Source organism: Ruegeria sp. BHSB196 (genome assembly GCF_059613135.1).
In genome coordinates, this window is sequence record NZ_JBXWRY010000004.1 from 65,295 (window position 1) to 83,042 (window position 17,748).

At 64.0% G+C, this 17,748-nt stretch carries 18 protein-coding genes; 8 read left to right on the forward strand and 10 right to left on the reverse strand.

Annotated features, from left to right (window positions below):
* The first annotated feature begins 6 nt into the window (after positions 1–6).
* A complete protein-coding gene (locus tag AC2FNJ_RS04340) occupies positions 7–216 on the forward strand; it encodes a hypothetical protein (RefSeq protein WP_496762712.1) in 210 nt (69 codons plus the stop codon).
* Between the two features lie 20 nt (positions 217–236).
* On the opposite strand, the gene AC2FNJ_RS04345 is transcribed toward AC2FNJ_RS04340, so the two are convergent.
* Together AC2FNJ_RS04345 and AC2FNJ_RS04350 are read right to left on the reverse strand one after the other, a co-directional pair.
* A complete protein-coding gene (locus tag AC2FNJ_RS04345) occupies positions 237–524 on the reverse strand; it encodes a hypothetical protein (RefSeq protein ID WP_496762713.1) in 288 nt (95 codons plus the stop codon).
* A 47-nt stretch (positions 525–571) separates the two neighbouring features.
* Positions 572–1,417: an LOG family protein gene (locus AC2FNJ_RS04350; protein WP_496762714.1), complete on the reverse strand. Its 846-nt coding sequence runs from the start codon at positions 1,415–1,417 to the stop codon at positions 572–574.
* Positions 1,418–1,506: 89 nt separating this feature from the next.
* On the opposite strand from AC2FNJ_RS04350, the gene AC2FNJ_RS04355 reads away from it, so the two are divergent.
* Together AC2FNJ_RS04355 and dapD are read left to right on the forward strand one after the other, a co-directional pair.
* Positions 1,507–2,451, forward strand: a complete 945-nt coding sequence (locus AC2FNJ_RS04355) for a threonine/serine dehydratase (protein ID WP_496762715.1) — start codon at positions 1,507–1,509, stop codon at positions 2,449–2,451.
* A 92-nt stretch (positions 2,452–2,543) separates the two neighbouring features.
* Positions 2,544–3,371, forward strand: a complete 828-nt coding sequence (gene dapD, locus AC2FNJ_RS04360) for a 2,3,4,5-tetrahydropyridine-2,6-dicarboxylate N-succinyltransferase (RefSeq protein ID WP_496762716.1) — start codon at positions 2,544–2,546, stop codon at positions 3,369–3,371.
* A gap of 70 nt (positions 3,372–3,441) precedes the next feature.
* Here the strand turns inward: dapD and AC2FNJ_RS04365 are convergent, their stop codons facing one another.
* A complete protein-coding gene (locus AC2FNJ_RS04365; protein WP_496762717.1) occupies positions 3,442–5,013 on the reverse strand; it encodes a choice-of-anchor L domain-containing protein in 1,572 nt (523 codons plus the stop codon).
* Between the two features lie 151 nt (positions 5,014–5,164).
* Here AC2FNJ_RS04365 and AC2FNJ_RS04370 point away from each other — a divergent pair, with 151 nt between their 5' ends.
* Positions 5,165–5,509: a DUF8846 family protein gene (locus AC2FNJ_RS04370; RefSeq protein WP_496762719.1), complete on the forward strand. Its 345-nt coding sequence runs from the start codon at positions 5,165–5,167 to the stop codon at positions 5,507–5,509.
* A gap of 3 nt (positions 5,510–5,512) precedes the next feature.
* Here the strand turns inward: AC2FNJ_RS04370 and AC2FNJ_RS04375 are convergent, their stop codons facing one another.
* Positions 5,513–6,568, reverse strand: a complete 1,056-nt coding sequence (locus AC2FNJ_RS04375; RefSeq protein WP_496762720.1) for a transporter substrate-binding domain-containing protein — start codon at positions 6,566–6,568, stop codon at positions 5,513–5,515.
* A 204-nt stretch (positions 6,569–6,772) separates the two neighbouring features.
* Between AC2FNJ_RS04375 and dapE the strand changes: the two genes are divergently transcribed.
* Genes dapE through rnr form a run of 3 tightly spaced genes read left to right on the forward strand, consistent with a single transcriptional unit; the run spans position 6,773 to position 10,821 of the window.
* Positions 6,773–7,918, forward strand: a complete 1,146-nt coding sequence (dapE, locus tag AC2FNJ_RS04380; protein WP_496762722.1) for a succinyl-diaminopimelate desuccinylase — start codon at positions 6,773–6,775, stop codon at positions 7,916–7,918.
* A 1-nt stretch (position 7,919) separates the two neighbouring features.
* Positions 7,920–8,531 carry a TIGR04282 family arsenosugar biosynthesis glycosyltransferase gene (locus AC2FNJ_RS04385; protein WP_496762870.1) on the forward strand — a complete coding sequence of 204 codons (612 nt, stop codon included), beginning with the start codon at positions 7,920–7,922 and terminating at the stop codon, positions 8,529–8,531.
* 31 nt (positions 8,532–8,562) lie between these two features.
* Positions 8,563–10,821 (forward strand): ribonuclease R, encoded by a 2,259-nt coding sequence (rnr, locus tag AC2FNJ_RS04390; protein ID WP_496762724.1) that lies wholly within the window; start codon positions 8,563–8,565, stop codon positions 10,819–10,821.
* On the opposite strand, the gene AC2FNJ_RS04395 is transcribed toward rnr, so the two are convergent.
* Together AC2FNJ_RS04395 and AC2FNJ_RS04400 are read right to left on the reverse strand one after the other, a co-directional pair.
* A complete protein-coding gene (locus AC2FNJ_RS04395) occupies positions 10,812–11,198 on the reverse strand; it encodes a DUF1801 domain-containing protein (protein ID WP_496762726.1) in 387 nt (128 codons plus the stop codon). The genes rnr and AC2FNJ_RS04395 overlap by 10 nt on opposite strands.
* Complete coding sequence (locus tag AC2FNJ_RS04400; protein ID WP_496762728.1) at positions 11,195–11,407, reverse strand: glutathione S-transferase C-terminal domain-containing protein; 213 nt, start codon at positions 11,405–11,407, stop codon at positions 11,195–11,197. The genes AC2FNJ_RS04395 and AC2FNJ_RS04400 overlap by 4 nt, the downstream gene beginning before the upstream one ends.
* 122 nt (positions 11,408–11,529) lie before the next feature.
* Between AC2FNJ_RS04400 and AC2FNJ_RS04405 the strand changes: the two genes are divergently transcribed.
* Entirely contained in the window at positions 11,530–12,849 is a 1,320-nt protein-coding gene (locus AC2FNJ_RS04405; protein WP_496762729.1) for a lytic murein transglycosylase, read from the forward strand.
* 28 nt (positions 12,850–12,877) lie between these two features.
* On the opposite strand, the gene AC2FNJ_RS04410 is transcribed toward AC2FNJ_RS04405, so the two are convergent.
* The 4 genes from AC2FNJ_RS04410 to AC2FNJ_RS04425 all read right to left on the reverse strand — a co-directional run bounded on the left by AC2FNJ_RS04410 (position 12,878) and on the right by AC2FNJ_RS04425 (position 17,729).
* Positions 12,878–14,053 (reverse strand): ABC transporter permease, encoded by a 1,176-nt coding sequence (locus tag AC2FNJ_RS04410; protein WP_496762731.1) that lies wholly within the window; start codon positions 14,051–14,053, stop codon positions 12,878–12,880.
* A gap of 6 nt (positions 14,054–14,059) precedes the next feature.
* Complete coding sequence (locus AC2FNJ_RS04415) at positions 14,060–15,328, reverse strand: ABC transporter permease (protein ID WP_496762732.1); 1,269 nt, start codon at positions 15,326–15,328, stop codon at positions 14,060–14,062.
* A gap of 110 nt (positions 15,329–15,438) precedes the next feature.
* Positions 15,439–16,545 carry an extracellular solute-binding protein gene (locus AC2FNJ_RS04420; RefSeq protein ID WP_496762733.1) on the reverse strand — a complete coding sequence of 369 codons (1,107 nt, stop codon included), beginning with the start codon at positions 16,543–16,545 and terminating at the stop codon, positions 15,439–15,441.
* An 83-nt stretch (positions 16,546–16,628) separates the two neighbouring features.
* The gene (locus tag AC2FNJ_RS04425; RefSeq protein ID WP_496762735.1) at positions 16,629–17,729 is read right to left on the reverse strand and encodes an ABC transporter ATP-binding protein; all 1,101 of its coding nucleotides are present in this window, start codon (positions 17,727–17,729) and stop codon (positions 16,629–16,631) included.
* Between the last annotated feature and the right edge of the window lie 19 nt (positions 17,730–17,748).

Genomic DNA, 17,748 nt, shown 5'->3' on the forward strand with positions numbered 1-17,748 from the left:
GGGAAAATGGCAAAGTTTGGCAGCGAAGGCACGGGGGTGGATGCAGGTGTTCTGGACCTGCTGAAACGGGAACGCGCAAAGTCGTTGAGTCCGCGGGAATGGAAGTTCCGGCTGGCGGGATTTGGTTATGCCATCAAGGATGTGGCGGGTACGCAGGTCGTCACCAAACTCCCCGAGGGGCGGGAGCTTGGCGTTCTGCCCGCATACCTGAACTAGGGGCTCAGATCCGTCCGATCTCAGACCGAGACCAGGGCTGGCCCGTTCACGGCTTGGGTCAATGCGCCGCCTTCGCGCACAACCGTGTCCTTGCGCATGTGTTCGACCGTTTCACGCACGCGGTTCCAGGCGCCCTCGTCCGGATAGACCATGACGATCAGGCCCTCGGTCGGGCCGACACGGACAAGATGTCCGCTGCTTGCCCCCATCGCCTTGAGCTGGCTGAGGTTTTCCTTTGCGGACGAGATCAGCGCCGCCTCGTCCAGGGTGTCGTCATAGCTCCAGCTGGAAACCGTTACATAGGCCATGAGCCCCTCCCTTGGAAATCGATGGGGCCAGTCTAGCACGAATCGTTCTACCTGCCGGGAATGGATTCGCGCGGCGGGGCGGGTTCCCAGTTCTCGATCAGGTCCACCGCCTGCTGCGCGGTATCGACAAAGCGGAACAGGTCGAGATCCTCGTCCGAAATCGTTCCGGCCTCGGCCAGCGCCTGCCAGTTGATGACCCGTTCCCAGAACGACCGCCCGAACAGCAGGAACGGCACCCGCTCCATGCGGCCGGTCTGGATCAGGGTCAGCGACTCGAACATTTCGTCCATGGTGCCGAAGCCGCCCGGAAAAATGGTGATGGCGCGGGCGCGCATCAGAAAATGCATCTTGCGGATCGCGAAGTAATGGAAGTTGAAGCTGAGTTCCGGGGTCACGAACAGGTTCGGGGCCTGCTCATGCGGCAGCACGATGTTGAGCCCGATCGAGCACCCGCCCGCCTCATGCGCGCCACGATTGCCGGCCTCCATCACCCCGGGGCCGCCGCCGGTGACGATCACGTTTTCGCGGCAGCCGCTTTCCTTGGATTTCTCGGTCATCAACCGCGCGAACTCGCGGGCTTCGTCATAGTATTGGGACAGCCCGGCCAGGGTCTCGGTCCGTGCCGTGTGCTTTTGCGACGGTTCGGGGATTCGCGCGCCGCCGAACATGACGATGGTCGAGGTGATCTCGCGTTCGGCCATCAGCATCTCGGGCTTGAGCAGCTCCAGTTGCAAGCGCACCGGGCGCAGCTCGTCCCGGCACATGAAGTCGTCATCGGCAAAGGCCAGCTTGTAGGCGGATGAGCGCGTCTGCGGCGTGTCGGGCACGTGGCTCGCCGTTGAGCGGTCGGTATGCGCGTCGCGGAACGGGCTCTGGCGATGGTCTTCTTTCATGGGTGGGGGTTCCTGCTTGCGTGTTTTCCCAACAGCTATAGGGTTCGCGGGCAGAGCGCCAGTAGCGGAGCCGTGCGATGGAAGCAAGAATGGACTGGAAACCCGAGATCGCCGCGGCGGCCAAACGCATCGAAGGATACGTTCAGGTGACGCCGGCGCTTTCGACCCGTGGGTTCGGTTTGGACTTCCCTGTCGAGATGAAGCTGGAACACATGCAACACACGGGCAGCTTCAAGGCGCGCGGCGCGTTCAACACCCTGCTCAGCCGGACGGTGCCCGAGGCGGGCCTCGTCGCCGCTTCGGGCGGCAACCATGGGGCGGCGGTGGCCTATGCGGCCAGGACTTTGGGCCATCCGGCGCGCATTTACGTGCCGCAGCTGGCGGGGCCGTCCAAGATCGCGTTGATCGAAAGGATCGGAGCGGATCTGTGCGTGGTGCCGGGCGAGTATGCCAACGCCCTGACCATGGCGCGCGCATACGAGGCCGAAGCCGGCGCGATGCAGATCCATGCCTATGACGCGCCGGCGACCGTGGCCGGTCAGGGCACCTGTTTCGCCGAGTGGGAGGGGCAGGGATTGCAGGCCGACACGGTTCTGGTGGCGGTCGGCGGCGGCGGGCTGATCGCAGGGGCGCTGGCGTGGTTCCAGAGCGCGCGCAAGGTCGTTGCGGTCGAGCCCGAGACCTCCTGCGCCTTGAACGCGGCGCTGAAGGCCGGCGCGCCGGTGGATGTGGAGGTGTCGGGGATCGCCGCGAATGCGCTGGGGGCGCGGAGGATCGGGGAGATCTGTTTCGGGCTTGCGGGCGGGCTCGCCTCGGTCCTGGTGTCCGACGACGCGATCGCCGCGGCGCAAAAGGCGTTGTGGCACGAACGCCGGATACTGGTCGAACCGGCGGGGGCGACCGCCCTTGCGGCCTTGATGTCCGGCGCATATGTGCCCGCCGGCGGCGAACGGGTCGCGGTGCTGGTCTGTGGCGCCAACATCGCCCCCGATCCGTTTCCGGAGTCGCCGCAGGCGTCGGCCGCCCCCGCGTGACGCAAACGGGGCGGCGCGCGTCGCATTGCGCCTCGGCCACCACTTTCGTATAGGCCACAGGAACATCACGAGACTCTGCAGGGAGAAGCCCCATGTCCAACGCGCAACTGGAAGCCGCCATCGAAGCCGCCTGGGAAGCCCGGGATACGATCACGCCGGCAACGACGGGCGAGCAGCGTGACGCGATCGAAGACACGCTGAACGCGCTGGACAGCGGTTCGCTGCGCGTAGCCGAAAAGCTGGACGATGGCAGCTGGCATGTGAACCAATGGGCCAAGAAGGCGGTGCTGCTGGGCTTTCGCATCAAGGACATGGAAATCCAGTCTGGCGGGCCGCAGGGCGGCGGCTGGTGGGACAAGGTGGACAGCAAGTTCACCGGATGGAGCGCCGACCAGTGGAAGGCCGCCGGGTTCCGCGCGGTGCCCAACTGCGTGGTGCGCAAGTCGGCCTTCATCGCGCCGGGCGTGGTGTTGATGCCTTCGTTCGTGAACCTCGGCGCCTATGTGGACGAGGGCACCATGGTCGATACCTGGGCGACGGTCGGATCCTGCGCCCAGATCGGCAAGAACGTGCACCTGTCCGGCGGGGTCGGGATCGGTGGGGTACTGGAACCCATGCAGGCGGGTCCGACCATCATCGAGGACAACTGCTTTATCGGGGCGCGCTCCGAGGTCGTCGAGGGCTGCATCATCCGCGAGGGTTCGGTTCTGGGCATGGGCGTCTATATCGGCAAATCCACCAAGATCGTGGACCGCGAAACCGGCGAGGTCATGTATGGCGAGGTGCCGCCCTATTCGGTGGTGGTCTCGGGATCGATGCCTTCGAAGAACGGCATCAGCCTGTATTGCGCGGTGATCGTGAAGCGGGTGGACGAAAAGACCCGCTCGAAAACCGGGATCAACGAACTGCTGCGCGACTGACGCAGGCCGCGATGGCAGCTTCAGGCCGTGCCACGCCCGGATCTGGCCGCGGCACGGCCCGGGACCGCTTCTATCCCCGGATCATCGCCATCGCCTCGTATCCGCGCAGGGCCGGGCGCGCGGTGGGACCGTAGCCGAATCCGGGCGCGTCCAGTTCGGGCATCAGCGCGAGAACTTCGGCGCGGGTGTGCGGGTCGAACGCCTCCAGCGTCCGGTCGCCGGGGTGATAGCTTTCCGATTCCAGCCCGTTGCCGCGGATCACTTCGTGCCGGTCAAACAGGACATGCACATAGGTGATCGGCTGCCCGTCGGCACAACGGCGGATGTTGCGGTCATTGACCAGGTGCTTGGCCTGGACAAGGACTTCGGGTGCGCCGAACATAAGCTCGGCCAGGGACGAGCTGACCAGGACGCGGTGATTCGGCGACAGCGCGACGGCGTCGTGCCGGCCGAGCGCGTTGCGGGCGAACACGATCGGCGCGTGTGGGCCTTCTGCGATCCGCTCGGTCCTGCCGACCCAGCGCACCGGCTGCAAACCGTTGTCCCGCGTCCACACCAGATCCCCGACTTCGAGGCATTCGACCGGAACCGGCCCGGCGGCCGTGTCGATCCGGGTGCCCGCCACAAAGCAGGGTGTGGTGTGAACGGTCACGAAACCGGTATCGGTGTTTCCCGCCTGATCCTGAACCTGGTACGAGAAGACGTTCGACCCCGCCACGTCGGACTCCGAGTCGATCGTCAGCGTTCCGTCGGCATTGACGGTGATTTCCTCGCCGGTGCCGAGCGTCACGACATCACCGGCACTGACCGGAACGCCGTTGATCATCGTGATGGTCAAGGTACCACCGACCGTACTGCTGTCGTTGGCCAGGACGTCCAGAACTTCTTCGTCTCCACCCGAGATCGTGACGGCGTCATCTCCGGCGATCAACGCGGTCTGGACCGAGTTGCCGGCGATCAGCAGGTTGGAGTCGTATCGCCCGTCCCCGGCATCCGCGATGGCGATCTTGATCGTGTTCGCCTCACCGGGCGTGACCGGGGCCTTGAGGGTCAAGGTGACGGTGAAGCCGTCCATCTCGGTATTGGCCACCTCGGCATTCGCGGGGTTGTCGATGTAGAGATTCGCGTTCGACGTGTCGTTGATGTTGTTGATGGTGATGTCGCCATCGCCGACGGTGAGTTGCGCGGGTTGGCCGTTGACCCAGATTCCGACGGCGTCGTTGAAGCCCGAGCCGACATATTCAAGATACTCCTCGGACGAGAACACGACCTGCATCGTCAGGGTCGAGCCCTGAGGGACGAATTCGGCCTCGAATATCGCGGCGTCGTAGGTCTTTGATCCCGCCATTTCCGTCAGGTCGTCATCGCCCGGCTTGAAGTGGCGGGTACTGGTGCCGGAACTGTCGTTGGCGTCACCCTTGCTGTTGGTGATGTCGCTTGCGCGGCCCGTGGAGAGGATCACGCCGCTGTCCGCCGGCGTAATTTCGGGAGCAATGGTGTCGCCGTCGGAATAGATGCCCGACGCCGACGTGGCGCCGGAATAGCTGGCCGAGACGATTTCGATTCCGGTGCCGAACATGGCGTTGGCCATGTCTTCGGCGGTGGCCTGGGTATCGACCGGGAGCTTGCTGGCTTGGGGCATGGGGCCTCGTGTCACTGAAGGGTCAGCCCACTGGCTAGCTGCAGAAGGTTACTCATTGGTTTCCGGACCTCGAAAACTTGGCGCGCGCTTCGGCCCCGGACGGGTTCCCGTTTGGATTGACCGGACCGGAGCGCGAAGGTATGGCGGGCGCATGAGCCAGAACAGGACATCCTCGCGCCAGAAGGTCTATACGCTTCTGGTCCAGATCGGCCGGAAAGAGGGCGACGGTCTGCCCGAGAAATCGACGGGCGCGGCCTTGATGTGCTTTGCGAGCGGCGTGGACGAGGCCGAAGCGGTGCGCGAAACGGTCGCGATCCTGAAACAGGCGGACACCGCGCCTCTGGATGTCACCGGTTATGGAACGCTGGAAGAGCGGGAGGCCGAAGGCCACGAGATCGGCGCCGAAGAACGGGCGCTCATGCAGCGCGCGCTTGAGGAAAATGCCGTCATCGTCGCGCAGATGACACCGTTCTTCGACGATGCCGGCACGGACTGAACCTCAGTTCCTTGCGCCGAACCACTTGCGGTAGATCTGGTCATAGGTTCCGTCTTCGCGCAGGGCCAGCAGAACCTGATTCACGTCCTCGACAAGCGGCGACCCCGACGGAAAGGCGATGCCGTAATTCTCTCGCAGAAACACACCGCCGGTCATCGCCGCGGTTCTGCGGCCTTCATGCGTGGCGTAGTAGGACAGGATGGGCGCGTCGAACACGACCGCATCCAGATCGCCCGACTCGAATGCCGTGATGAGCGGATCCAGGCCGTCGTATCCGGCATAGTCCAGTTCGCGCCGCTCCAGAAAGCTTGCGGCGGTCGAGCCGTTGATCGTGCCGACCCGCTTGCCGTACAGGTCGTTTACCGAACTCACCGTTCCGCTGATCGCATCGACCGTCATGACCGAGGTGATCCGGGCCGTGAATACCGACACGATGAACAGCGACGAGATCACCAGGACCACGCCGAACAGGCGGCCAAAGGCGGTGCGGGGAACACGTTCCTCGAAACCGCCATTCACCACCAGGTTCAGCGCCCACCAGAAGGACGGAAACCACGCCTCGTTCAGCTTGCGGTCGAAATAGGGCTGCGAGCGCCGTTCGAAGTACCACATCAGCATGCCGCCGCCCAGCAGGATGGCAAAGGCCAGGCCGATGGCGATGAACAGGTCGCGCGACAGCAGCGCATTCAGCAGCGACGGACGCCGCGCCGCATCGGAGGGCACCATGATCTGCAATCCGGCCTCGAAAATCGGCTGGCTGAAGTCCATGCGCGTTTCGCGCGATGCGGTGATCGAGATGTTCGCAATGGCCATGTCGGCGCGATTGTCCTCGACCGCACCGAGCATGTCCGCGAAGCTGTCCACCCTTTCGATGGAGTAGCCGATGTTGAGCGATTGCGCGATCGCGTTCAGAAGCTCCATCGAGAAGCCGACATCGGCACCGTCCTCGACATAGGAGAACGGAGGGCGGCTCACCGTAGTGACGGTCAGCGTTTGTGCCTGAACGTGTTGAGACAGTGCCACGAAAGCCAGGCACAGGATGACGAGGATCGCGCGCATGCGGCCATTTCACCTGTTTCGCGGCCCTCTAGCGCAGATTGACCTCGTGAAGCAAGCATGGCGCCGGGTCGGGATGGGATGTGTTCCCCGATCGACCCGCTTCCTGGATTGCCCCGATCGGGAAAAAACCCGGCCGGGTCTTGGCAATCCGCCCGATTCATAGAATGTCTGTCGTTGCCCCGAATGAATGAACGAGATGGCCAGATGACCCCGATCGACCCTGTCCAGTTGACCGCCGACCTGATCCGCTGCCCTTCGGTCACGCCTGAAGAAGGCGGCGCGCTGGTTCTGCTGGACCGGCTGCTTGCCGAGGCCGGGTTCGACTGTGTCCGCGTCGATCGCGCAGGGGTCGCCAACCTGTTTGCCCGTTGGGGGCGCAAAGGTCATCCGCGCAGCTTCGGGTTCAACGGGCACACGGATGTGGTGCCGGTCGGCGACGAAGCGGCCTGGACCATGCCCCCGTTCGGCGGCGAGATCCGCGACGGCGTGCTTTTCGGGCGCGGCGCGACCGACATGAAATCCGGCGTCGCGGCCTTTGTCGCGGCCGCGGCGGACTTCGTCCATCAGTCGCCGCCCGACGGCGCGATCATCCTGACCGTCACCGGTGACGAGGAAGGCGATGCCCTGCACGGCACCACCGCCCTGCTCGACTATATGGAGCAGGCCGGTGAGCGCATGTCGGTGTGTCTGGTCGGTGAGCCGACCTGCCCCGAGCGCATGGGCGAGATGATCAAGATCGGCCGGCGCGGTTCGATGACCGCCCGGTTCACCGTGACGGGGGTCCAGGGTCACTCGGCCTACCCGCACCGCGCCCGCAATCCCCTGCCTGCCTTGGCGCGCCTGATGGATCGTCTGGCCAGCCACGATCTGGACAAGGGAACCGAGCATTTCGACCCGTCCACGCTGGCAGTCGTGGGCATGGATACCGGGAACCCGGCCACCAATGTCATTCCGGCGCAATGCACCGGTGCGGTGAACATCCGGTTCAACGATCTGCATTCGGGGGCCAGCCTGACGGACTGGTTGCGCGCTCAGGCGGACTGCATCGCCAGGGAATTCGGAGTCGAAATCGACATGGACGTGAAGGTGTCCGGCGAAAGTTTTCTGACTCCGCCCGGACCGCTTTCGGATCTGGTTGCGGCGGCGGTCGAGGCGGAAACGGGTGTGGTGCCCGAACTGTCCACCACCGGTGGAACCTCGGATGCCCGGTTCATCAAAAGCCACTGCCCGGTGGTTGAATTCGGTCTGGTCGGCCGAACCATGCATCAGGTGGACGAATGCGTCGAGGTGGATCAGATCCGTCAGTTGAAGGCGATCTATGCGCGGATACTCGGCGCATATTTCGCCTGACATGCGCCGCACCCTGATCATCATGGTCAAGGAACCGCGACCTGGGCGTGTCAAGACCCGGCTGGGGCGCGAAACCGGGATGGTGGACGCGGCATGGTGGTTCCGGCATCAGGCGCGGTCGCTGATCCGCCGACTGCGCGATCCGCGCTGGCTGATCGTGCTGGCTGTGTCGCCGGATCGCGAGGGGCTTGCCAGCCGTGTCTGGCCCTTCGATTTACGGCGATCCGGGCAGGGGCGGGGCGATCTGGGTCGTCGCATGGTTCGGCAATTGCGCTCGGCGCCGAAGGGGTCTGTCTGTCTGATCGGCGCAGATATTCCGGGCGTCGCCAAACACCACATTGCGCGGGCGTTCAAGGCGCTCGGCGGCGCTGAGCTGGTCTTTGGTCCGGCGATGGACGGCGGGTTCTGGCTGATCGGTGTGAAACGCCCCGGTATCCTGTCCGAGACCGTGTTCGACACGGTGCGATGGTCCTCGGAACACGCCCTGGCCGACACGCTGGACGCGGTTGCGGGCCGTCGCGTGGCGCTTCTGGATTCGCTGCGCGACGTGGACACACTGGCGGATCTGGTACGGGTCGGATACCGCGGCCGGCCGCGGTCGGTTTTGCGATGACGGGCGATGCCCGGCGTGCTACGGCGGGGACATGACTCGCATTCCCTCCAAGCAGGAAATCCTCGACTGGATTTCCGCGCATCCGACCCTGACTTCCAAGCGCGACATCGCCAAGGCTTTCGGGCTCAAGGGCGCGGACCGGATCGACCTCAAGCGCATTCTCAAGGAGCTTGAGGCCGAAGGTCATCTGGAAAAACGGCGGCGCAGCTATCGAGACCCGGACCGCCTGCCGCCGGTCAGCGTGTTGCAGGTCAAGGCGCCCAATGCGGACGGCGATCTGTTCGCCCGCCCGCTGGAATGGCACGGCGAAGGGGTCGAGCCGATCGTTCTGGTTCTGCCGCGCGCCAGCGATCCCGCGCTGGGCGAAGGCGACCGGATTCTGGCCCGGCTGACGCTGGTGCACGAGGACGACCACAATTACGAAGCCCGCCTGATCCGGCGTATCGGCTCCAGTCCGCGCCGCATCGTCGGCATCTACCGCAAAGGAGCCGAAGGCGGGCGCATCGTACCGATCGACAAGGCCGGGCAGACCGAATGGCTGGTGCCCGACGCGGCGGCGATGGGCGCCAAGGATGGCGAACTGGTCGAAGCCGAACAGTCCGGCCCCAAGAACCGCCTGGGCCTGCCGCGGGCGCGCATCGTCGAGCGGCTGGGCGACCCGTCGGCGCCCAAGGCGGTCTCGTTGATCGCGGTGCACCAGCACGGTATCCCCGACGACTTCCCCAATGCCGTGATCGAAGAGGCGGACCGGTGCAAGCCGGTCGGGCTGCAGGGCCGCGAGGATCTGCGCGACCTGCCGCTGCTGACCATCGACCCGTCGGACGCGCGCGATCATGACGACGCCTGCTATGCCCATCCCGACGATGATCCGAAGAACCCGGGCGGGCATGTGATCTGGGTCGCCATTGCCGATGTCGCGGCCTATGTCCGCCCCGGAACGGCCCTGGATCGCGAAGCCCGCAAGCGCGGAAACTCGACCTATTTTCCTGACCGTGTTGTGCCGATGCTGCCCGACCGGCTGTCCGGCGATCTGTGCTCCCTGCACGAAGGAGTTCCGCGGGTCTGCATCGCGGTGCGGATGCAGATCGATGCGGAGGGCAACAAGATCGGCCACCGGTTCCTTCGCGGTTTGATGCGGTCGGCTGCATCGCTGAACTATGCCGAAGTGCAGGCGGCCATCGACGGCGCGCCCAACGATCGCACCGGGCCTTTGGTGGACGGGGTGCTCAACCCGCTCTACGCGGCCTACCGCGCGCTCAAGACGGCGCGCGAGGCGCGGCAACCGCTCGATCTGGACCTGCCCGAGCGCAAGATCGTGCTGAGCGATGACGGCCATGTGGAAAGCGTGGCGTTTCGCGAAAGACTCGACGCGCACCGTCTGATCGAAGAATTCATGATTCTCGCCAATGTCTCGGCCGCCGAAACGCTGATCGCCAAACGCAGCCCGCTGATCTTCCGTGTGCACGAGGAGCCGGCCCCGGAGAAGCTCGAGGCGCTGCGCGAAACGGCGCAGGCCGCCGGGCTGACGCTGGCCAAGGGGCAGGTTCTGCAAACCCGCCACCTCAACGCCCTGCTGAATGCCGCGGCCGGGACCGAGGACGCCGAACTGATCAATCTCAGCACGCTCAGGTCGATGGCGCAGGCTTATTACAGCCCCGAGAACTTCGGTCATTTCGGTTTGGCACTGAGGAACTATGCGCATTTCACCTCACCCATCCGGCGCTACGCCGATCTGATCGTGCATCGTGCGCTGATCTCGGCGCATGGTTGGGGCAAGGATGGGCTGACGCAGGACGAAATCGAGCGGCTGGAGGAAACCGCAAACCACATCTCGGATACCGAACGTCGTTCGATGATGGCGGAACGGGATACGAACGACCGGTATCTGGCCGCATATCTGAGCGAGCGGGTGGGCAATGAATTCTCCGGCCGGATCAGCGGCATCGCCCGGTTCGGCGCTTTCGTGAAGCTGGACGAGACCGGTGCGGACGGGCTGGTGCCGGTGCGCTCGTTGGGGCGGGAGTTCTTCCATTTCGACCGCGAGGCGGGAACGCTGATGGGGTCGGATACCGGTCTGCTGATCGCCATAGGCCAGCGCGTGACCGTCCGGTTGACCGAGGCGGTTCCTGTCACCGGCGGGCTGGAACTGGAATTGCTGTCCATCGACGATCAGGCCCTGCCGCGCGGGCGCGCGCCAGCCGGTCGCGGCGTGCGGCGCAAGGTGGCCGGCACTAAGCGCAAGAAGGACAAGATCCGGCGCAAGATCGAACGCAAGCGCCGTCAGAGGTGATAGGTCAGCGCCCGCGCGATCAGCCAGCCGTGGCGGGTGCCGTCGATCTGGTCCGATGTGTCGAACAGGATGGCGCGCGTGCCGTCGATCCGGTCGTCGCCGGGAAAGGCGGACGAGAAATCGCCCATCAACCGGCTTTGACAATGCACGAACAGGGCAAAGTTTGCCGATTTGTGCGACCCAAGGCGGATGGTCGTGCCGCGCGGCGCGAGATAGGCCGGTTGGCCCCAGCGCAGCGCCTCCTCCAATGGCTGCGCCTGAGGGATGCCGTCGGCGGTCTCGAAAATCAGGTCGCGCAGCGCCAGCACGCCCTGGCGCGTGTGCGCCGGAAAGGCATCGAAGGCGGCAGCCACCGCAGGATCCGCAAATGGTCTCATGGCAGGGTTATAGCGCGATCCATGCGTTCGTTGTAGGCGCCCAGTAACGCGTCCCCCCGGATCCGCCGCGTCAGGCGGGTTTCGACCGGCGTCGCCCGCATCGCCGCAAGCATCGGGGCCACGCCGAGATCGGCGGATGTCGGTTTGGCACCCATCAGGAACGGGGATTGCCACAGGAAGGCGGTTATCGCCTGAAGGTCGCGTTCCACCCACTCAAGCCGCTCCGGTCCGGGCGGGCGGCGAAAGATCGCGGGGCAGAGTCGTAATCCCTTTGTCGGAGGCGGGATTCGCGGTATCCTCGGGGCAGAGCAGACAATCGGGAAAATCCGGAATGCGAACATGCGTGAGTGGCGTCGTCCTCGCCGCAATATGGGCTACAGGCGTGTCAGCGGACACATCGACAAGTTTTGCGCGGCCAAAGGAAAGACGGGCCGAAGGCAACCTGCAACTGGCTTCTGCCGACCTGACAGCGTCCTTGCGCCCGGCGCTGCGCCCGGCCAACGGAGGTGAACCGGTGGCGGCAAACGCCTCGAACGCGCGGTTTCAGGCGTGGATCGGCGCGTTCAAGCTGCGCGCCCAGCAACATGGGATCTCGCCAACGACGCTGGACCGGGCGTTTCGCGGCGTGACCTATGACAGGGATGTGGTCCGGCTGGATCGCAACCAGTCGGAATTCACCAAGACCATCTGGGACTATCTCGACACCGCGGTGTCCGAGGCGCGGGTTCAGAACGGCAAGGCCGCTTTGGACAGGCACGGGGCGACACTGGAGCGGATCGAGGCCAGATACGGCGTCGAAAAGGAAGTCGTGACCGCCATCTGGGGGCTGGAGAGCGCCTATGGCACGTTCCGGGGCGGCAACAACACCATCCGTTCGCTGGCCACGCTGGCCTTCGACGCGCGGCGCGCGCAGTTCTTTGAGACGCAGTTGATCGCGGCCCTCCAGATCCTCGAAGCGGGCGATGTTGCACCTGCGCAGATGAATGGAAGCTGGGCCGGGGCGATGGGGCATACGCAGTTCATGCCGACCTCCTACCTTGAGCACGCGGTCGATTTCACCGGTGACGGCAAGCGGGATATTTGGTCGGACGATCCCACGGACGCGCTTGCTTCGACCGCGTCCTACCTGGCCAGGTTCGGCTGGACCAAGGGACAGCCCTGGGGCGTCGAGGTTCGGCTGCCCAAGGGTTTCGATTATGCCACGGCGCGGCGCGACCTCACGCGGTCGCCTTCGGACTGGGCCGCATTGGGGGTTGTCGGCATCGACGGTCGGCAAGTGCCCGATCATGGGCCGGCCTCGATCCTGCTGCCGGCGGGCGGCCATGGCGCGGCTTTCATGATCTTCGACAATTTCGAGGTGCTGGAACGCTACAATACCGCGGATGCCTATGTGATTGCCGTGGGCCATCTGGCCGACCGCATCGGCGGCGGGGCGGCGATCCAGGCGGATTGGCCGCGCGGCGACCGGGCCTTGACCTTTGCCGAACGCAAGGAACTGCAGCAACGCCTGACCGCGGCCGGGTTCGACACGCAGAAGATCGACGGGCGGATCGGACCGCTCACCATCAACGCGGTACGATCGTATCAACTGGCACAGGGTCTCTTGCCGGATGGATATCCGTCGCTGCAGTTGCTCGAAAGTCTGAGATGACCGAAGGGGGCCATCCGGCCCCCTTGTTCTAGCTGGGCGTCATGCCCCTGAGCCGTTCCGACCTGCGGCGCAACAACTCGACCGTGGTCAGAAGCGCAATCGAGATCACGACGAGGAGCGTCGCCACCGCAAGGATCGTCGGCGAGATCTGTTCCCGCAAGCCCGTGAACATCTGCCAGGGCAGGGTCTTTTGTCCGGCGGAGCCGACGAACAGAACCACGACCACTTCGTCGAACGAGGTGATGAAGGCGAACAGCCCGCCCGAGATCACGCCGGGCAGAATGAGCGGCATCTGCACGCGGAAGAAGGTGGTGACGGGACCGGCCCCCATGTTCGCGGCGGCCCGCGTCAGCGACTGGTCAAAGCCCACCAGCGTCGCCGTCACCGTGATGATCACGAACGGAATGCCCAATGCGGCATGCGCCAGGACGACGCCGAAATACGTGCCTTGCAAGCCGATGCGGCTGTAGAAGAAATACATGCCGGCGGCCGAGATGATCAGGGGCACGATCATCGGCGAAATCAGGATGGCCATGATGGCGCGCCGGAACGGCACGTAGGGCTGGCTGAGGCCGATGGCGGCCAGGGTGCCGAAGCCGACCGAAAGCAGGGTCGCCATCGGCGCGATCTTGAGCGAATTCCAGAGCGCCTGCTGCCAGTCGGGGTTGTTGAAGAAGTCCTCGTAGTGCTTCATCGAATAGCCAGCAGGGTCAAAGCGCAGCATCTCGGGCGTGAAGGTAAAGAAGTCCTGCGCGTTGAAACTGAGCGGCATGACCACCAGGATCGGAGTGATCAGAAAGACGAAGATCGCGCCGCAGATGACCCGGAAGGTATAGTGCCACAGCACCTGCCCCGCCGTCAGATAGGGCGGCAGAGTCGTACGGTAGCGGGACGTGGCCAGCCAGAAGATGAACCACCCGGCGAACCAGCCGAACAAGGCGCCCACCAGCGCGGCCGAGATGCCGCCGAGCACGAAGCCTGCCACCAGAAACACCGCGAACAGGATCCAGCGAATGGTCTTTTCCTTGTCCCGCATCCCTGCAAGCAGAAAGCCCAGTGCGGCCAGCAGCGCCGCTCCGACAACGACACCGAGAAGGCCGGAGCCTTGGGCCGTGCCGACGAAGAGGCCGAACAGTCCTCCGGCGCAGGCGGCCACGGTTGCGACAAATCCGGGGGTTTGAGGTTGGACGATCGTAAGGGCCATTGTCTCTTATCCCAGCTTCACGTTGTCGATGCCGACGATCTTGTCATAGGTCCAGTAGAGCAGCAGAACCACCGCGAGCAGGATTGTGCCCAGCGCCGCGGCCAGCCCCCAGTTGAGAGAGGTCGAGATGTGGAACGCGATCCGGTTCGAGATGAACACGCCCTTGGTGCCGCCCACCAGTTCGGGGGTGATGTAGTAGCCGATGGCGAGGATGAAGACGAGGATGCTGCCCGCGCCGATACCGGGAACCGACTGCGGGAAGTAGACCCGCCAAAAGGCCGTCCAGTTGGTTGCGCCGAGCGACTTCGCCGCGCGCAGGTAGGAGGGGTTGATCGTCTGCATGACGGAATACATCGGCAGGATCATGAACGGCAGCAGAATGTGTGTCATCGCCACGATGGTGCCGAACTGGTTGTTGATCATCACCAGGCGTGCATCGTCCGATACCAGTCCCAGCCAGACCAGTGTCTCGTTGATCACGCCCTGTTGTTGGAGCATCACCTTCCAGGCCGAGGTTCGCACCAGAAGCGAGGTCCAGAACGGCAGCAGCACAAGTATCATCAGCATATTGGCGGTGCGCGACGGAAGGTTGGCCAGCAGCCAGGCCACGGGATAGCCCAGCACGATACAGGCGCAGGTGATCACCAGCGACATGATGAACGTTCGGATGAAGAGCTTGATGTAGATCCGTTCGTTTTCCGGCCTGATCTCGACGCCGTCCGGACCTTTTTTCAGATCCACGGAGTTCAGGAAGTATCCGTCGGTCAGTTTGGGTGAATAGGTCTGAATGGTCTGCCAGATCGCGATGTCGCCCCAGTCCTCGTCCATGTCCAGGAACTTGTCCTTGAACGGCGCATCCGATTCATCCCACTTGCTGACCCGCCGGCCGGCTTTGCGGAACAGCGAGGAAACACCGGGGTTTTCATAGTTCAGGCGCGTGCCGACGCGGGTGTGTGTCTTTTCTTCGGCCGCAACCTTGAGGTCGGCGGCCAGTGCTGTGAACACCGCTTCGTCCGGCGCTTCGCCCGAGTCCGGATCCCAGTCCTGCAGGGCGACCACGGTATTGGGGAGCGTATCCGCCACGATGTTGTTTTCGACCGACCGGAACAGCATGTCCGCGATCGGAAGCAGGAAGGTGATCAGAACAAAGAACAGCAGCGGAGCGACCAGCAGCAAGGCCCGCAGCTTCTGCATGCGCAAGGCGCGCGCCAAGCTGCGTTTCAGCGGTGTTCCGTCAGCGGCAAGAACCGGACCGGAATGAGTCGTGTCGGCCATCGTTTTCCCCGTTCATCAGCTGCTTGATGCAGCTTTTTCGGCGCTCAGGTGTCGCCGGTTCGTGTTGGTCGCAAGGGGGCGCCCGGCCCCCTTGCAACAGAATTGTGCGGTTATCTGGCCAGCCAGGCCTGGAATTTGGCGTCCAGATCATCGCGGTTGTCGGCCCACCACTCATAGTCATAGATGTGGACGTTGGTTGCGTTGGCCGGATCGGTCGGCATGTGCGGACCCATTTCGATGCCCAGTTCGGCGTGCTTTCCGACCAGCGGCGCCGAGGAGGCGCGTGCCGGGCCATACGAAATGTACTTGGCCTGATCCGCCAGACGCTGCGTGTCGGTTGCGAACTTGAGGAAGTCCATTACGCGGGCCTTGCGGTCTTCGGGCAGGCCGGCAGGAACCACCCAGCCGTCAAGGTCGAACGACTGCATGTCCCAGAGCATCGCGATCGGCTGGTTCTGCTCGGCGATGGCCGAGAACAGGCGACCGTTGAAGGTTGAGCCCATGATCACTTCGCCATCGGCCAGCAACTGCGGAGTTTCCGCGCCGGCTGTCCACCAGACGACCTGGTCCTTGATGGTGTCGAGCTTGGCCAGGGCGCGGTCCACGCCTTCGGGCGTGCTCAGAACGTCATAGATCTCGTCCTTGGCAACGCCATCGCAGTAGAGCGCCCATTCCATGTTGTCGATCGGGCGTTTCTGCAGGGCGCGCTTGCCCGGATAGGTCTCGAGATCGAAGATCGCGCAGACGCTGTCCGGCGGGGTGTCGCCGACCAGGTCGGTGCGATAGCCGAAGGTGGTCGAGTACACGATCTGCGGCACGAAGCAGTCGCTGACGATCAGATCGCCAAAGTCCTCCGAGGCCGGAGTTCCGTCAGGCGCCGGAGCGAGGTCTTCGTCGTGGTTGATCTCTTCGATCAGGCCCTCGTCGCACATCCGCATGGCGTCCGACGCCACGGCGTCCACCAGATCCCAGGTGATGTTGCCCGCTTCGGTCATGGCGCGCATCTTGGCGGTGGCCTCGGCCGAGCTTTCGTCCCAGACAACCTTGAGATCGGGATGCATTTCCAGATAGGGCTCGACATAAGCCTTGATCTGGCTGTTCTGATATGCGCCGCCCCAGGACACGAGAGTCATCTCGTTGGCCATTTCTTGCGCGAAGGCTGCCGGCGCACAAAGCGCCGTGGTGGCAACCAGAGCAGACAATTTCGATAGCTTCATTTTGGTCTCTCTCCTTGTTGAATTCTCGTTCCGACAGGTATCTGCCCCCGGTTCTTGGCGCCGGGTGCACAGACTGTGCCGCATCAGGCGTCCAGAGCCCGACAGTCTTCCGGCAGCCAGCCAATTTCGATATGCTCACCGGGTTGCAGGCGAACCTGGTCCGGCGCGTTCCGGGTCTTGATGATGAACTCATCGTTGCCGGCGACGCGAAGTCGGGTGCGAAAGATGTCACCCATGTAGATGAACTCCAGAACCTCAGCCTTGAGCGTGTGCGCACCGGCCTTCAGCCGGTCCTTGTTGTACTCCACCCGTTCCGGACGGATCGAAACGCGGGTCCGTTCCCCCGGCTTTCCGACATTGACCGGTTTGCAGTCGATCAACTCGCCATCGTCCAGCTTCACCACTGCGATGCCGTCGCGGATTTCCTTGACCTCGCCTTCCAGCGTGTTGTTCTCGCCGATGAACTGGGCGACGAAACTATTGGCCGGTTCCTCGTAGAGCACGTCAGGCGGTGCGAGCTGCTGAATGACGCCGTCGTTGAACACCGCCACCCGGTCCGACATGGTCAGGGCCTCGGTCTGATCGTGGGTGACATAGACGACGGTGATGCCAAGCCGGTGCGCCAGGTGGGTGATTTCGAACTGCATCTTCTCGCGCAGCTGCTTGTCCAGTGCACCCAGAGGTTCGTCCATCAGAACCAGTTCCGGTTCGAACACCAGCGCGCGGGCCAGCGCGATCCGCTGCTGCTGCCCGCCGGACAGCTGCGCGGGACGCCGGCCGCCAAAGGCGCCCATCTCGACCATGTCGAGTGCCCGCTTGACCTTTTCTTCGCGCTCGGACCTGCCCATCTTCCGCACTTCCAGCGGAAACGACAGGTTCTCGGCGATGGTCATGTGGGGAAACAGCGCATAGTTCTGGAACACCATGCCGATGCCGCGTTTGTGGGGCGGGATGTTGTTGATCGAAACGCCGCCCAGGCGAATGTCGCCATGTGTCGCGGTCTCGAACCCGGCCAGCATCATCAGACAGGTGGTCTTGCCCGAGCCTGACGGCCCCAGCATCGTCAGGAATTCGCCTTTGGGCATCGTGAGGTTGAGGTCTTTGACGACCAGCGTCTCGCCGTCATAGCTTTTTTGCACACGTTCAAATTCAACGAACGCGTCATTGGTCGAAGCGTCAGCCAAGTTGGGCTCCCCATTTCAT

What these genes read in the sequence shown, in the direction of transcription:
- AC2FNJ_RS04340 (WP_496762712.1), top strand. Translation starts at nt 7, where the DNA reads ATGGCAAAGTTTGGCAGCGAAGGCACGGGGGTGGATGCAGGTGTTCTG.
- AC2FNJ_RS04345 (WP_496762713.1), bottom strand. Translation starts at nt 524, where the DNA reads ATGGCCTATGTAACGGTTTCCAGCTGGAGCTATGACGACACCCTGGAC.
- AC2FNJ_RS04350 (WP_496762714.1), bottom strand. Translation starts at nt 1,417, where the DNA reads ATGAAAGAAGACCATCGCCAGAGCCCGTTCCGCGACGCGCATACCGAC.
- AC2FNJ_RS04355 (WP_496762715.1), top strand. Translation starts at nt 1,507, where the DNA reads ATGGACTGGAAACCCGAGATCGCCGCGGCGGCCAAACGCATCGAAGGA.
- dapD (WP_496762716.1), top strand. Translation starts at nt 2,544, where the DNA reads ATGTCCAACGCGCAACTGGAAGCCGCCATCGAAGCCGCCTGGGAAGCC.
- AC2FNJ_RS04365 (WP_496762717.1), bottom strand. Translation starts at nt 5,013, where the DNA reads ATGCCCCAAGCCAGCAAGCTCCCGGTCGATACCCAGGCCACCGCCGAA.
- AC2FNJ_RS04370 (WP_496762719.1), top strand. Translation starts at nt 5,165, where the DNA reads ATGAGCCAGAACAGGACATCCTCGCGCCAGAAGGTCTATACGCTTCTG.
- AC2FNJ_RS04375 (WP_496762720.1), bottom strand. Translation starts at nt 6,568, where the DNA reads ATGCGCGCGATCCTCGTCATCCTGTGCCTGGCTTTCGTGGCACTGTCT.
- dapE (WP_496762722.1), top strand. Translation starts at nt 6,773, where the DNA reads ATGACCCCGATCGACCCTGTCCAGTTGACCGCCGACCTGATCCGCTGC.
- AC2FNJ_RS04385 (WP_496762870.1), top strand. Translation starts at nt 7,920, where the DNA reads ATGCGCCGCACCCTGATCATCATGGTCAAGGAACCGCGACCTGGGCGT.
- rnr (WP_496762724.1), top strand. Translation starts at nt 8,563, where the DNA reads ATGACTCGCATTCCCTCCAAGCAGGAAATCCTCGACTGGATTTCCGCG.
- AC2FNJ_RS04395 (WP_496762726.1), bottom strand. Translation starts at nt 11,198, where the DNA reads ATGAGACCATTTGCGGATCCTGCGGTGGCTGCCGCCTTCGATGCCTTT.
- AC2FNJ_RS04405 (WP_496762729.1), top strand. Translation starts at nt 11,530, where the DNA reads ATGCGAACATGCGTGAGTGGCGTCGTCCTCGCCGCAATATGGGCTACA.
- AC2FNJ_RS04410 (WP_496762731.1), bottom strand. Translation starts at nt 14,053, where the DNA reads ATGGCCCTTACGATCGTCCAACCTCAAACCCCCGGATTTGTCGCAACC.
- AC2FNJ_RS04415 (WP_496762732.1), bottom strand. Translation starts at nt 15,328, where the DNA reads ATGGCCGACACGACTCATTCCGGTCCGGTTCTTGCCGCTGACGGAACA.
- AC2FNJ_RS04420 (WP_496762733.1), bottom strand. Translation starts at nt 16,545, where the DNA reads ATGAAGCTATCGAAATTGTCTGCTCTGGTTGCCACCACGGCGCTTTGT.